Raw genomic sequence first — 12578 nt, 5'->3', positions numbered from 1 at the left:
GTCTCCGAGCCAGTAGTCAGTAGTCAGGAGAATTAAGAATGAGCATTAATCAATTAAATGCTCTATTTGGTTATTTTATGCAATTTTATGCTTATTTTTCTCATTTTTGCCCTCTCAAAAATTAATTATGCAAGAACTCTATTAAACTTACTCAAATCTACTCATGAGCAAATTTGAAGCTAATTTCCTGCTTCAAGGTAGCAGTGTCGGCACTATCTACTCCCCAGGCTGACACGGTGGAACTCACCGCCAAAGAAGCTAGATTGAGACTAGCGTTCAAGTCTCTATCACAAACAAAAGAGCATTGTTCACAATCAAAAACTCTTTCGGATAAAGATAGAGACTCTTTTTTGTATCCACAATTGGAACAGATTTTGCTACTGGGGAACCATCTATCAGCTACGATTAACTCCGCACCATACAACTGATTTTTTTTGTTGGCTTTTGAAACTATTTCAATAACTTGAACCTCCTTCTGAAGTGCGGAATGTAGCCCTCTAAAATACCTCTGAGGGGGTTGCGGGCTTTTTCTTCTAATTTTTTACCCCGCACCCAAAGGACAGCACAAAATCCGAACCGCTTCCTTGCCTTTTTCCCATATCCTAACTACCAATATAACACTATTTCATTAATCAGAAAAATTACTTAAAAAACTCTGTGTCCTCTGGGTCTCTGTGGTGAGCAATCAATTACTCAATCGACACTTTAGACATCTTCCACTACTTTTACCATTCCTTCTCGACCAACTTCTCCTAACTTTTCTCCCCAAACCTCCCAGCAATCTTCACAGGATTTTCCTACTCGTTTTTTGACGTTAATTCGGTAATAAAAATGTGTTTCATTATCTCCCACTAATTCCCCTGAAAATATTTCCCAATTGGGACTGACTAACAGCAGGAGTTCGTTAATTGGATCGTAAATATCTACCTCTGGATGCGCTCTTTCGGCAATTCGTTTTAACTTGATATCTGGCAGATACATAAATTTAGGTTCACAGCAGGAATTAACCATCAGCCACAGACAACCTGGCCCCTCCACTCGGTAATTAACCCACGCGATTGATGATGCTATTTATAACATTTCATCTGGCATTTCATCAGGAGTGGGTAAGTGTAAATCCACTCGCATTATCCAATCACAAGATTCCTTTTTAGCCATGATTTTATAACTCCATATATAACATTTTTACTAACTAATGACACGAGCGGGTATTTAACGGGATGGTCTGGGATTTTAGAAGCTCTATATCTGTCAGCACTTGATAAAAATTAACCCATTACTTTAATAATAATAAACGCTGGGGAGATAAAGTAACAGTCCAAGGCAAAGCTTGCTCCTTAATTTCTAACCATTTATCCTTATATAACTCTGCTTGGATATGAAAATCGCGGTCGTGGTTGGAGGGTTGATTAAGTTTTAGATAGAGAGTCACCCGATGGGGTCCTTCAATGGCATTAGCTAACCAACAGGTAAAAGTATTAATATCGCCTAAATCTCGACCAAAAATAATTTGATGGGCGCGAATTCCCGTATAGGCTAAATAGTCGGGAATCCCGGGGACGGTGTGTAATTTAACATCCCAATCAATGGCTTCCAATTGTTGATTATTAATGATTATAGCACGGGAAAAATTCTTACAGCCCGTAATTTTTGCCAAACTAACGCTATCTGGTCGCTCAAAAATTTTCTGCTTAGAATTATTAGCAATTGCCCGCCCTTTTTCCATAACTAATAAATTCTCACATATTCGATAGGCTTCATCCATATTGTGGGTAACAAAAATTGTCACGCCATCGTAATTACTTAAAGTTTTGATCATCTGACGTTCTAATTGAGCGCGTAGATGGGTATCAAGGGCAGAAAAAGGCTCATCTAATAATAAAGCTTCCGGACGACTAGCTAAAGCGCGAGCGATGGCGACCCGTTGTTGTTGTCCCCCCGATAATTGATGGGGATAACGGTTTTCCATGCCGGGTAACTGCACTAATTCCAATTGGTTGGCAATCTGCTGTTTAATAACTTTTTTAGATAAGTTTTTGGGGAGACTAAAAGCGATATTTTCTGCCACGGTGAGATGGGGAAAAAGGGCATAATTCTGCACCACAAAACCGATACGACGCTGACGACTGGGGAGATTAATTCCCTTTTCGGAGTCGAAGAGAATGCGCCCATTTAAGACAATACGACCCCTTGAGGGCGTTTCCACACCAGCCAGCGATCGCAAAATCAGGCTTTTTCCCGACCCCGAAGCCCCTAATAGTCCTAGGGGCTGATTTTGGCAGTTAAAAGTTACCGAGAGGTTAAAACCGGGTAAATATTTCTCTATATCGACAAATAAGCCTATTTTATCCCTATAATGCTGATTTTCAGCTTCTAAAAGGGCAAAATCGCGACCCTCCCAGGGTGGCAGCCAGTCCTCCATCTCGTTAGGTTTGCTTTCTCCCGGTCGTCCTAATTGCTGTTTGCGTTGACTTTGCCAGAGATTAACGGCGATAATCCCCGATAGGGAGATTAATATGATAATAAACACCCATATCCAAGCCTCAGTCATCGCTCCTGCTTCCACAGCGAAGAAAATCGCCATCGGGATAGTTTGAGTTTGCCCCGGAATATTACCCGCTAACATCAAAGTCGCCCCAAATTCCCCCAAAGCGCGGGCAAAAGCTAGGGTTAATCCCGCTAATACTCCGGGGAAGGAGAGGGGCAAAAGTACGCGCCAGAATATTTTTCTCTCCGTCGCGCCCAGAGTGCGGGCAACCTGTAGGATGTTGGCATCCACCTGTTCAAAAGCCCCTAGGGTGGTTTTGTACATCAGGGGAAAAGCCACCACCGTCGCGGTGATAATGGCGGCATACCAAGTAAAAACGACGCGAAAGTTAAATAAGTCTAATAACTGTCCTAATAGTCCGTTTTTGCCGAATAGGAGCAGTAAAATGAAGCCTACCACCGTCGGGGGCAAGATTAAGGGCGCGACGAAAACTCCCTCGATTAGGGATTTCCACCGTCCGCGATAGCCTAACATCCAATAAGCGGCGGCAATACCGAGAAAAAAGATGATTATCAGGGCAATGGTGGCGGTTTTTAGGGATATCCATAGGGGGGAAAAGTCTGGCATTTTTCAGGGGTCAGGGGTTGGGTTTTGGGGTTTTGGGGTTTTGGGGTTTTGGGGTCTTGGAGTGTTGGAGTGTTGGGGTGTTGGGGTTTTAGTTGAAATTCCCCACTACCCCACTTCCCCACTTCTCCACTTCTCCACTTCCCCACTTCTCCACTTCTCCACTTCCCCACTTCTCCACTTCCCCTAAATTATCTGGCTATTCCGAAGCCGAATTTTTCAAAAATGTTTTTAGCGGCTGTGCTGGTGAGATATTGGGCGAAAGTCTTGGCAGCTTGCGGGTTTTTACTGGCTTTGATGACAGCTATCGGGTAAATAATCGGAGAATGGAGATTATTGGCAGCCGTAGCCACTACTTTTACTTGGTCGGAAATTTTGGCATCGGTGAGGTAAACAATGCCAGCATCGGCGTTACCAGTTTCTACGGCGGCGAGAACATTACGGACAGAGTTGGCCAAGACCAGTTTTGGTTTTATTTGCTCTAAAATGCCGAGATTTTTCAGAACTTCTTCGCTGTACTGACCGACGGGAACGCTGCGCGGTTCACCCACGGCAATTCTTTGGACATTACTGTTAGTCAGGGAACGAAAATCGCTGATTTTTAGGGTGGAATTCTTGGGAACGATTAAAACTAGGCGATTAGTGAGCAGGTTTCTTCTGGTACTTCTATCGATTAAACCAGCTTTTGCTAAAGCGTCCATTTGCTTAGTCGCGGCCGAGACGAAAACATCGGCCGGCGCACCTTGTGTAATTTGCTGTTGCAAAGCTCCCGACGCACCGAAGTTATAGTTAACTTTAATGTTGCCATGGGCTTTTTCAAACCCCGGCTTGATTTCTTCTAGGGCATCTTTGAGACTAGCGGCGGCAGAAACTAGAATTGTCTGGGTTTGTGCAGTGGCGATAGTAGAGGAAAAAAGGTTTATGTCTGGAGATAATAAGCAACTAAGGACAATTGAGCCGATAAAAGCCAGAAAATATCGTCTTTTCATCAAGATTGATAGCAAGCGATCGATATTTATACATCTATCACAACCAATCCACCGCCCGAAATCTGTATCTAGGGTTTGCGGCAAAAAGTTTTTCTTGGGGAAGTGGGGAAGTGGGGTGTAGGGTGTAGGGTGTGGGGTGTGGGGTGTGGGGAGAATAAATAGAAATAATCTCCTATCTCCTATCTCCTGTACCCTGACTCCTGAATCCTAGAACTTAGGGAATCCTGTGAATTTTGAGGAAATTGGTGCCTTTAGTTTTCTGCATGGGAATTCCCGCCATAATCAGGATTTTATCGCCCGATTGCGCTAGATTTTTCTGAAGCAGAATTGATTCCGTTTGCTTTAACACATCCTCAAAGACGGACACCTGATGATCAAGAAGAATCGGGATCACACCCCAGACTAGATTGAGACGGTGATAGACTCGTTTATTGGGAGTCATGGCAATGACGGGAACCGAGGGACGTTCCTTAGAAGCCAGTAGCGAAGTGTAGCCAGAGGTGGTAAAAGTGACAATATAACGGAGATCAAGGGTTTGATCGATCGCCACTAAAGCCTCACTAAGAGCGTGAGTTTCATCGGACTGATTGGGGGGAGCATTATCAAACTTCACATCCGCTTCCACATCATGGGCGATTTTGGCCAACATAGCCACAGCTTTGACGGGAAAATCTCCCACTGCTGATTCCCCCGATAACATCACCGCATCGGTTCCATCGATAATCGCATTAGCCACATCACTAGCCTCGGCCCGAGTCGGTCGGGGATTGTTAATCATGCTTTCTAACATCTGGGTGGCAGTGATGACGGGAATGGTTTTCATGTTGCAGAGTTTGATAATGCGTTTTTGCAACATGGGGACTTTTTCGGGACTTAACTCTACCCCCAAATCGCCCCGGGCCACCATAATTCCGTCACATTCCTCGATAATTGACTCCAAATTTTCGATCGCTTGCGGTTTTTCAATTTTAGCCATCACTGGCATATCCGCATGATTTCTCTCGGCTAAAAATGCCTTAATCGCCTTGATATCTTCTCCTTTACGAACAAAACTGAGGGAAACCCAATCAACCCCCTGAGAAAGACCAAATTCTAGGTCTTGTTTGTCTTTTTCGGTCATGGAAGGTAAGCGCAAATTGAGACGGGGTAGATTGACTCCCTTGCGACTCTTGAGAATTCCTCCCTCCAACACTTGACATTTTAGGTCTTTTCCGTTAATTTCAACGATTTTTAGCTCTAATAAGCCATCATCAAGGAGAATTTGCTCACCTAACTTGGCTTCCTCGGCCAGATAGGGATAATCGATCGAAACGGTGTTCGCTTCTCCCCGATACTCATCCATGGGTACAAGGGTGAGATAATCGCCGTCGTTGATGGTAATGGAACCATTGGGGAGATTACCAACGCGAATTTTCGGCCCTTGTAAATCTTGCAGGAGAGTGATAGGATTGTCTAATTCTTGAGAAATTTGCCGTAAAAGGGTAACAACTCTCGCATGATCTTCGTAGCTACCGTGGGAAAAGTTTAGCCGCGCTACATTCATCCCCGCACCGATCATCTGCTTGAGGACTTCTGGCGAATTACTCGCAGGGCCGATCGTGGCTACGATCTTAGTTCTATGGGTAATAATTGACATGGAACCCTTACTAATCAATCTTGGGACGATTACATGATATTCACTTTAGGTTAACTAAAAGTGAAGTGGAAAACAAATTAAGCTTTTGCACAGAGTTGCCATCGCTCCGGGTCCTTTCCTGACTGCTCAGGAATCAGCCCAGCGGCAACGGTTGGGATCTTTAAGGTAGGATAAACTAATAACCATCTCCGCTCGTTTAGATTTCGTTATGACCAACACATTAGACGATAAAGCCATAGTCAAGGACTATTTTAACGCCACAGGATTCGATCGCTGGCGCCGGATTTATGGGGATGGCGAAGTTAACAAAGTACAAAAAGATATTCGCATCGGTCATCAACAGACGCTCGATACCGTTATCGGTTGGTTAGAAAGTGATGACAATTTGCCCAATCTCTCGATCTGTGATGCCGGTTGTGGAGTCGGTAGTCTTAGTATTCCCCTCGCTCAAGCGGGCGCAACTATTTTCGCCAGTGATATTTCTGAGAAAATGGTGACAGAAGCCAAGGAAAGAGCAGCCAAAGAGTTAGCAGATACCAGCAAACTCACCTTTGCCGTTCAAGATTTAGAAGCATTAACCGGCCAATATCACACAGTCATCTGTCTTGATGTTCTCATTCACTATCCCACAGAAGAAGCCTTAGGCATGATTAAACACTTGGGAGCCCTAGCTCAATCCCGTTTAATCCTCAGTTTTGCCCCTAAAACCTGTTTATTAACCATTCTCAAGAAAATTGGTCAATTTTTCCCCGGTCCGAGTAAAACCACTCGCGCCTATCAACACAAGGAAAAAACTATTGTCGCCGCTCTCAACGAAAATGGCTTTAAAATTGAACGGACGAGTATGACTAGCACTCGTTTCTATTTTTCCCGTATCCTCGAAGCTGTCCGCAGTGAATAAATAATGGCAGTCACCACCAGCAAATTAATCGAGTGGAAACAGCAAAAACGCGCGATTGTCACCCTCACAGCTTGGGATTATCCGATCGCGCGACTGCTCGATCGGGCAGGAATTGATATTATCTTGGTAGGTGATTCCTTAGCTATGACCGCTTTGGGCTATCCTACCACTTTACCGATCACCCTAGAGGCGATGATTCACCACGCGGCGGCCGTGTCTCGTGGGGTAAAACAAGCTTTAGTTGTCTGTGATTTGCCTTTTCTCAGCTATCAGGAAAGTGTCAGTCAGGCAATTCACTCCGCCGGAAGGATGTTAAAGGAAGCGGGAGTGCAAGGGGTAAAATTAGAGGGAGGTTATCCCGCTATGATCGAGACTATTAGCCGTTTAACCGAGATAGGCATCCCTGTTATGGGTCATATCGGATTAACTCCCCAGTCGGTGCATCGGTTAGGATACCGTCAGCAGGGAAAAACTCCATCGGATGCACAAAGATTAATCGAGGAAGCTTTAGCCTTGGAGAAAGCGGGAGTATTTGCCCTGGTTTTGGAACATATTCCCGCCAATTTAGCCGCTACTATTACCGATAAATTGACTATCCCGACGATTGGTATCGGTGCGGGGGAAGATTGTGATGGTCAGGTGTTAGTAACGGCGGATATCCTAGGATTAACCGAAAAAGCTCCCCCTTTTGCCAAAGTTTATGCTAATTTAAGCGAAGCAATTACAAAAGCAGTGGTGGAATTTGCCAAGGATGTGAGGGGAAATGAATAGCGGCGAAAAAGCTACCTTTGGGGCCGGCTGTTTTTGGAAAACCGAGGACGCATTTCGGCGTTTACCTGGTGTTTTAGCGACTTCTGTGGGTTATATGGGGGGAAATTTCCCCAATCCTAGTTATCTCGATGTGTTATCGCGAATTACCGGTCATGCGGAAGTGGCACAAATTGCCTATAATCCCCAAGAGATAAGCTACGAGGCGTTATTAGCCGTTTTTTGGTCAATTCATGATCCGACTCAGTTAAATCGCCAAGGACCGGACCGGGGAGAACAATATCGATCGATTATTTTTTATCACACCCCAGAACAAAAGTTAATCGCCACTGCTGGCAAGCGTCAACTACAACTATCGGGAAAGTTTCAGCAGGATATCGTTACTTTGATCGAACCCGCAGGAGATTATTATCTGGCCGATCAGTCCCATCAACAGTATTTGGAGAAAAAACAGGCTCGATCGGTCGCGGATTTCCAGAAGAAAATATAAATACAGGTTCGGGGTATAATGTAAAGTTGCTTTCGCAGGAGATCAGGAAAAATGCCCGAGGCGGTCGGAGTCATTCAAACGTTGGGTTTTCCCCCCGTTTTAGCGGCGGCGGATGCCATGGTTAAAGGGGGACGAGTCACCCTAGTTTATTTTGATCTAGCGGAAAGGGGCGAATTTTTGGTGGCGATTCGCGGTCCGATTTCCGAGGTTAAACCAGCAGTAGAGGCAGGATTAGCGGCGGCGATGACCGCTTTTGGTGGTAATGTGGTCAGTCATTACATCGTACCGAATCCTCCAGAAAATGTACTGGCAGTTTTACCAGTGCAGCATACGCCTAAGTCAGACCGTTTTCGCAGTTAATTTCCCTAGCGATTTACCCCAAACTAGACTATAGTTAAAGACTGGAAAATAGATTGGATTCTATCAATTAAACTTATCTGATTTTTGTTATTAGGAGTTAATTTATGACAGCCCAACCCGCGGTGGGATCGATCGAGACCAAAGGTTTCCCCGGTATTCTAGCGGCCGCCGATGCGATGGTAAAAGCAGGACGGATCACGATTGTTGGTTATTTAAGGGCAGGAAGCGCCCGTTTTACCCTCAATATTCGTGGGGATGTACAGGAGGTAAAAACCGCTATGGCTGCTGGCATTGAAGCGGTCAATAAAACCGAGGGGGCAGCTTTAGAAACCTGGGTAATTATTCCCCGTCCTCACGATAATGTTGTGGCTATTTTACCGATCGATTATAGCGAGGCAGTGGAACCTTTTCGCGCCGCCGCCGACGGTGCGATGGCACCAATCCGTCGTTAATATTCAAGGTCAATTTTTTGTTACTGGTTGGAACTTGTCTAGTTCCAACTTAGTTTTTGATGATGATTTAAGTTTTAGTCAGAAAACCGAATTTGATCATTGCTGCAACAGTTGCACCGATAACAGTGACTATCAAAGCCCATATTTGAGCCGTTGCCCTTTCTTTCAAGTCTTTGACATCTTCTTTGATTTGGGAAACTTCGGTCTCTATTTTCGGCAATACTTCTAGTTTTGTTTCGATTCCCTTCAGGTTTCTGACATCCTCTTTGAGTTGGGAAACTTCGGCCTCTATTTTCGGCAATACTTCTAGTTTTGTTTCGATTCGCTCTAACCGATTGTCAAGTTTAGCGAGAATATCTTTTAAGTCAGTTTCAATGATAATAGGGTTACTCATGGGGAGATTCCTAGATTTTTATGGCTTTGTTTATCGTCAGGTTTGGGAATCGCCGTCTGTTTTACGGCGGCGAGGATCTCAGGTCTTACTCCACTCGATTAAAGCGCTAGTCAACCCTTCTAGGGTGTATTCTTGCGCCTCGATATCAACACGACCAAATAACTCTTGACAGGTTTTTGAAGTTTGCGGACCGATAGAAGCCAGACAAACTTTTTCTAATAGGGAATTAACCGATAATTCTGCCGTTTCTTGCAGCAATAACCGATAAAAATTCTGGACGGTTTTGGAACTGGCAAAGGTGACTATATCGACTTTCCCATCTCGAAACGCTTCCCAGATGCCCCTATCCATGCGTGCCGGACATCCGGAATAATATGCGGCCACTTCCGTCACCTGACCAGCTTTGGCCGTTAATTCCTTAACTAATATGTCTCTGCCTCCCGTTTCCACGCGAGGAAAGAGGAATTTTTGCCCCCTAATCGGGTCGGGAAACTCGTTTACCAAGGCATCGGCGACAAAATCCCCCGGGATAAAATCCGCTTTTAATCCCCGTGAGTGCAAAACTTGGCTGGTTTTTTTGCCCACCACGGCGATTTTTATGGTTGCTAAAGCCCTAGCATCTTTTCCCCAAAATGTCAAGCGATCAAAGAAAAAATTAACAGCATTGGCAGAAGTTAAAATCAGCCAATCAAACTCTTGTAACTGAGCGATGGCATCGTCTAAACCTTGCCAACGGTCGGGGGGACGAATCTCTAAAGCGGGCATTTCTAGGACTTCTGCGCCTTGATTTTGCAAAATTTCGCTAAATTGACTCGTTTGCTCGGCGGCACGGGTAATAACAATAGTTTTACCTCCTAGGGGTGGGGGAGAGGACATAATCGCCAGATCCACAACTTGACCAATGACCATAATAGAGGGTGAGAGGGACACCCCGGCGGTTTGAGCGAGAATATTTTCTAAAGTGCCGCGCCAAATTTGTTGATCCTTGCGTCCCGCCTGGCGGATAATAGCGATCGAGTCGTGAATATTTCGCCCATTTTGGCATAATTTCTCGATAATTTGCCCTAAAGACTGACCAGCCATCAATAGCACCAGTGTATCAATTTTAGCTAAAGCTGACCAATCGAGAGACTCGGGATCGTGAGCGCTCAAGACCGCAAAACAGCGACTAATATCCTTTTCCGTCAGGGGAATTCCGGCCAATAAAGGAGCGGCCAAAGCGGAGGAAATTCCAGTTATCAGTTCAAAATCACAGCCAGCCCGCTTTAGGGCCAACATTTCAGGATATACTCGCCCAAAAACCCCCGGATCACCACTTTTGAGCCGAATAACTCGTTTTCCCTCTTGACAATAATTAACCAATATCCGATTAATCTGATTTTGCTCGGCGCCGGGTTGTCCTCCCCGTTTGCCCACATCGACTAAAACACAGGTTTTCGGCACGAGGGAGAAGATTTGACTATCCACTAGGGCATCATACAGCAAAACCTCGGCCGTGGCTAAAATTGCTCGCGCTTGCAGGGTGAGAAAACTGCTCTGACCGATTCCCGCACCGAGAAGATAAACTTTACCCCGGGGATAGACGACTCCTGACATAATCGCAAATTTGGGTTTAATCTTTAATTTAGCACTTGGAGAAGATACAAATTACTAGCGCAACCAGGGCAGCAGTAAAGTGACGAAATAATATACTAGGGGAGCGGTGAAGACATAACTATCAGTGCGATCAAGTATACCACCGTGACCGGGGATTAACTGCCCGGAATCCTTGACCCCGGCATCGCGTTTCATCATCGATTCGGTCAAATCGCCCAATAAACTGACAATACCAATTAATAAGCCCAAAATTAAGCCCGTCAGCTGCCAATAGGGCCAATCTAAATACCAAGCACCCACCTCGGCCACCGCTATACTGCCAAGAATCCCAAAAAAGGAACCTTCCACGGTTTTTTTGGGACTAATCAGCGATAAACTGGTTTTCCCTAACCATTTTCCCATGATATAAGCTCCGATATCGGCGGCCCAAATGCAACCGAAAGCTAGAAAAGTCACCGTCAAAGCGGCCGGGAATAATTTCGGTTCCATCCACGATTCTGGCCAATATCCCATCAGGGGTAAGTTACTGGCCATAGCCACGGGACCACTTTCAGGAGAAAAACCGACCCGTAAACGAATCCAATAACTAGGTAAGTAACCACCATAAAACAGACCGAGAATTGAGGTGGAAATGTCGGCAATTGTCGCCATTTTGGGCTGAAAGAGCAGATAAAAACAAATTAACGCCCCAGCGAGGGGAAACATGGCATCGGTGAGGGGGGCTGCCATAGTTGCCGTCAGTAGTAATAATTGCGAAACTACGAGAGTGGTTTTAGCGGCCGGTTCAATGCCTTTAGCGCGAACTAAGCGAAAATACTCCAATTGTCCCAAAAAGACGATAACACCGATGCCGAGGGTGAAATACCAACCCCCAACGATAATAATTCCCAGTGCGAAGGCAATAGCAAAAATAGCGCTGACAATGCGTGGCCAAGGCATGGTTAATCCAGAGAAGTTAGGCGGCATTGTCATAATTATATAGATTAAGAAAACTTTATGGAAGGTTATCCCCAATTAAAGTTTATCGCCACTCAGGATGAACATGGGATCAACGGCGGCAAAAACTTGGTGAATACCCCTAGTTTCTAGGCGATTTACTGCCGCTTGGACAATCTCGATATTACGCGCCTGTAAATTAGAAAAGCCTTCGGAAAATTGATAGAGGGTTTCTAAATTATTGGCCGTAGCCACGATGCGGCCGTTGGGTTTCAGGTATTGCCACACTTCTTGCAGAACCGATTTAATCGGTTTGCCGCCCTCGATACAGACGCGATCGGGTGCTAGGGATATATTGGGCAGACAATCGGGCGCGCTGCCTTCAAAAACCGTAACATTTTTTACCCCAAAGCGATCGCAATTACGGCGGATTAAACTGGCCACTTCTTCATCCCTTTCAATGGCAATAATCGGACTATTGGGGCATAATAAGCCAATTTCAACGGGAATAGTGCCAGTTCCCGCCCCGATATCCCAGAAAACCCCCCCATCACCTAACCTCAAAGCGGAAATCATCAATAATCTCACCTCGCGTTTACTCAAGGGAATCCCGGGCAAACGTTCAAACAATTCATCGGGAATACCAGGGGTTTTATATAACCAAGTCATGGGGAATCAATTATTGAGAAGCTTCACTACCAAGCATTATTATATAAATTTGTCCAAGTTTCTTTATTAAGTAAACAGGGACTTTTCTAGTGGGACTTAGGCGTTTTCGGTCAGCAAAAAAGGCTCAAACCATTACGGGACAAAGGGTTAACCTCGATTGATGATTTTCCTTGATCTATCTGGGTTTCAGCGATTTTGGGCTTCTCGAAGTAAATCCCAAGCGGGGATTGGAGTTGAGGCTTTTCTCGATTTGTTTTTTGTCTAAGTCCCACTAG

General features: G+C 45.1%; 14 protein-coding genes and 1 pseudogene. 6 read left to right on the top strand and 9 right to left on the bottom strand.

Annotation, left to right across the window (positions count from 1 at the left end; genetic code table 11):
- Positions 1 to 157: 157 nt before the first annotated feature.
- The 3 genes and pseudogenes from PX482_RS06225 to modB form a co-directional block, all read right to left on the bottom strand.
- Positions 158 to 433: pseudogene (locus tag PX482_RS06225) on the bottom strand (zinc ribbon domain-containing protein); the annotation flags it as partial.
- A gap of 272 nt (positions 434 to 705) precedes the next feature.
- Positions 706 to 981 carry a hypothetical protein gene (locus PX482_RS06220; protein ID WP_002758167.1) on the bottom strand — a complete coding sequence of 92 codons (276 nt, stop codon included), beginning with the start codon at positions 979 to 981 and terminating at the stop codon, positions 706 to 708.
- A 295-nt stretch (positions 982 to 1276) separates the two neighbouring features.
- A complete protein-coding gene (modB, locus tag PX482_RS06215; RefSeq protein WP_288122196.1) occupies positions 1277 to 3115 on the bottom strand; it encodes a molybdate ABC transporter permease subunit in 1839 nt (612 codons plus the stop codon).
- 61 nt (positions 3116 to 3176) lie between these two features.
- Here modB and PX482_RS06210 point away from each other — a divergent pair, with 61 nt between their 5' ends.
- Positions 3177 to 3302: a hypothetical protein gene (locus tag PX482_RS06210; protein WP_288097353.1), complete on the top strand. Its 126-nt coding sequence runs from the start codon at positions 3177 to 3179 to the stop codon at positions 3300 to 3302.
- Between the two features lies 1 nt (position 3303).
- Here PX482_RS06210 and modA read toward each other — a convergent pair whose 3' ends face one another.
- Together modA and pyk are read right to left on the bottom strand one after the other, a co-directional pair.
- Entirely contained in the window at positions 3304 to 4101 is a 798-nt protein-coding gene (gene modA, locus PX482_RS06205; protein ID WP_002758170.1) for a molybdate ABC transporter substrate-binding protein, read from the bottom strand.
- Between the two features lie 214 nt (positions 4102 to 4315).
- Positions 4316 to 5737 carry a pyruvate kinase gene (gene pyk / locus PX482_RS06200; protein WP_002758171.1) on the bottom strand — a complete coding sequence of 474 codons (1422 nt, stop codon included), beginning with the start codon at positions 5735 to 5737 and terminating at the stop codon, positions 4316 to 4318.
- A gap of 208 nt (positions 5738 to 5945) precedes the next feature.
- Here pyk and bchM point away from each other — a divergent pair, with 208 nt between their 5' ends.
- From bchM to PX482_RS06175, 5 genes are all read left to right on the top strand, one after another.
- Positions 5946 to 6638, top strand: coding sequence for a magnesium protoporphyrin IX methyltransferase (gene bchM / locus PX482_RS06195; protein WP_061430942.1), 693 nt, complete (start codon positions 5946 to 5948; stop codon positions 6636 to 6638).
- A gap of 3 nt (positions 6639 to 6641) precedes the next feature.
- Positions 6642 to 7409: a 3-methyl-2-oxobutanoate hydroxymethyltransferase gene (gene panB, locus PX482_RS06190; protein WP_002758173.1), complete on the top strand. Its 768-nt coding sequence runs from the start codon at positions 6642 to 6644 to the stop codon at positions 7407 to 7409.
- The gene (gene msrA / locus PX482_RS06185) at positions 7402 to 7896 is read left to right on the top strand and encodes a peptide-methionine (S)-S-oxide reductase MsrA (RefSeq protein WP_002758175.1); all 495 of its coding nucleotides are present in this window, start codon (positions 7402 to 7404) and stop codon (positions 7894 to 7896) included. The genes panB and msrA overlap by 8 nt, the downstream gene beginning before the upstream one ends.
- A gap of 51 nt (positions 7897 to 7947) precedes the next feature.
- The gene (locus PX482_RS06180) at positions 7948 to 8256 is read left to right on the top strand and encodes a carbon dioxide-concentrating mechanism protein CcmK (protein ID WP_002732196.1); all 309 of its coding nucleotides are present in this window, start codon (positions 7948 to 7950) and stop codon (positions 8254 to 8256) included.
- A gap of 104 nt (positions 8257 to 8360) precedes the next feature.
- Positions 8361 to 8708, top strand: coding sequence for a carbon dioxide-concentrating mechanism protein CcmK (locus PX482_RS06175; RefSeq protein ID WP_002733188.1), 348 nt, complete (start codon positions 8361 to 8363; stop codon positions 8706 to 8708).
- A gap of 67 nt (positions 8709 to 8775) precedes the next feature.
- On the opposite strand, the gene PX482_RS06170 is transcribed toward PX482_RS06175, so the two are convergent.
- From PX482_RS06170 to cbiT, 4 genes are all read right to left on the bottom strand, one after another.
- Positions 8776 to 9102, bottom strand: a complete 327-nt coding sequence (locus PX482_RS06170) for a coiled-coil domain-containing protein (protein ID WP_288093790.1) — start codon at positions 9100 to 9102, stop codon at positions 8776 to 8778.
- A 78-nt stretch (positions 9103 to 9180) separates the two neighbouring features.
- Positions 9181 to 10698: a uroporphyrinogen-III C-methyltransferase gene (gene cobA / locus PX482_RS06165; RefSeq protein ID WP_288122195.1), complete on the bottom strand. Its 1518-nt coding sequence runs from the start codon at positions 10696 to 10698 to the stop codon at positions 9181 to 9183.
- A gap of 54 nt (positions 10699 to 10752) precedes the next feature.
- A complete protein-coding gene (locus PX482_RS06160; RefSeq protein WP_288122194.1) occupies positions 10753 to 11670 on the bottom strand; it encodes a phosphatidate cytidylyltransferase in 918 nt (305 codons plus the stop codon).
- A 42-nt stretch (positions 11671 to 11712) separates the two neighbouring features.
- Positions 11713 to 12303, bottom strand: a complete 591-nt coding sequence (cbiT, locus tag PX482_RS06155) for a precorrin-6Y C5,15-methyltransferase subunit CbiT (RefSeq protein ID WP_002732225.1) — start codon at positions 12301 to 12303, stop codon at positions 11713 to 11715.
- Positions 12304 to 12578 lie beyond the last annotated feature (275 nt).

It is taken from the genome of Microcystis sp. M53602_WE12 (assembly GCF_030065455.1).
Taxonomy (GTDB): domain Bacteria; phylum Cyanobacteriota; class Cyanobacteriia; order Cyanobacteriales; family Microcystaceae; genus Microcystis; species Microcystis aeruginosa.
The sequence above is the reverse complement of the archived record's forward strand: the minus strand, read 5'-3'. Positions and strand labels throughout refer to the sequence as shown.

What these genes read in the sequence shown, in the direction of transcription:
- PX482_RS06220 (WP_002758167.1), bottom strand. Translation starts at nt 981, where the DNA reads ATGTATCTGCCAGATATCAAGTTAAAACGAATTGCCGAAAGAGCGCAT.
- modB (WP_288122196.1), bottom strand. Translation starts at nt 3,115, where the DNA reads ATGCCAGACTTTTCCCCCCTATGGATATCCCTAAAAACCGCCACCATT.
- modA (WP_002758170.1), bottom strand. Translation starts at nt 4,101, where the DNA reads ATGAAAAGACGATATTTTCTGGCTTTTATCGGCTCAATTGTCCTTAGT.
- pyk (WP_002758171.1), bottom strand. Translation starts at nt 5,737, where the DNA reads ATGTCAATTATTACCCATAGAACTAAGATCGTAGCCACGATCGGCCCT.
- bchM (WP_061430942.1), top strand. Translation starts at nt 5,946, where the DNA reads ATGACCAACACATTAGACGATAAAGCCATAGTCAAGGACTATTTTAAC.
- panB (WP_002758173.1), top strand. Translation starts at nt 6,642, where the DNA reads ATGGCAGTCACCACCAGCAAATTAATCGAGTGGAAACAGCAAAAACGC.
- msrA (WP_002758175.1), top strand. Translation starts at nt 7,402, where the DNA reads ATGAATAGCGGCGAAAAAGCTACCTTTGGGGCCGGCTGTTTTTGGAAA.
- PX482_RS06180 (WP_002732196.1), top strand. Translation starts at nt 7,948, where the DNA reads ATGCCCGAGGCGGTCGGAGTCATTCAAACGTTGGGTTTTCCCCCCGTT.
- PX482_RS06175 (WP_002733188.1), top strand. Translation starts at nt 8,361, where the DNA reads ATGACAGCCCAACCCGCGGTGGGATCGATCGAGACCAAAGGTTTCCCC.
- PX482_RS06170 (WP_288093790.1), bottom strand. Translation starts at nt 9,102, where the DNA reads ATGAGTAACCCTATTATCATTGAAACTGACTTAAAAGATATTCTCGCT.
- cobA (WP_288122195.1), bottom strand. Translation starts at nt 10,698, where the DNA reads ATGTCAGGAGTCGTCTATCCCCGGGGTAAAGTTTATCTTCTCGGTGCG.
- PX482_RS06160 (WP_288122194.1), bottom strand. Translation starts at nt 11,670, where the DNA reads ATGACAATGCCGCCTAACTTCTCTGGATTAACCATGCCTTGGCCACGC.
- cbiT (WP_002732225.1), bottom strand. Translation starts at nt 12,303, where the DNA reads ATGACTTGGTTATATAAAACCCCTGGTATTCCCGATGAATTGTTTGAA.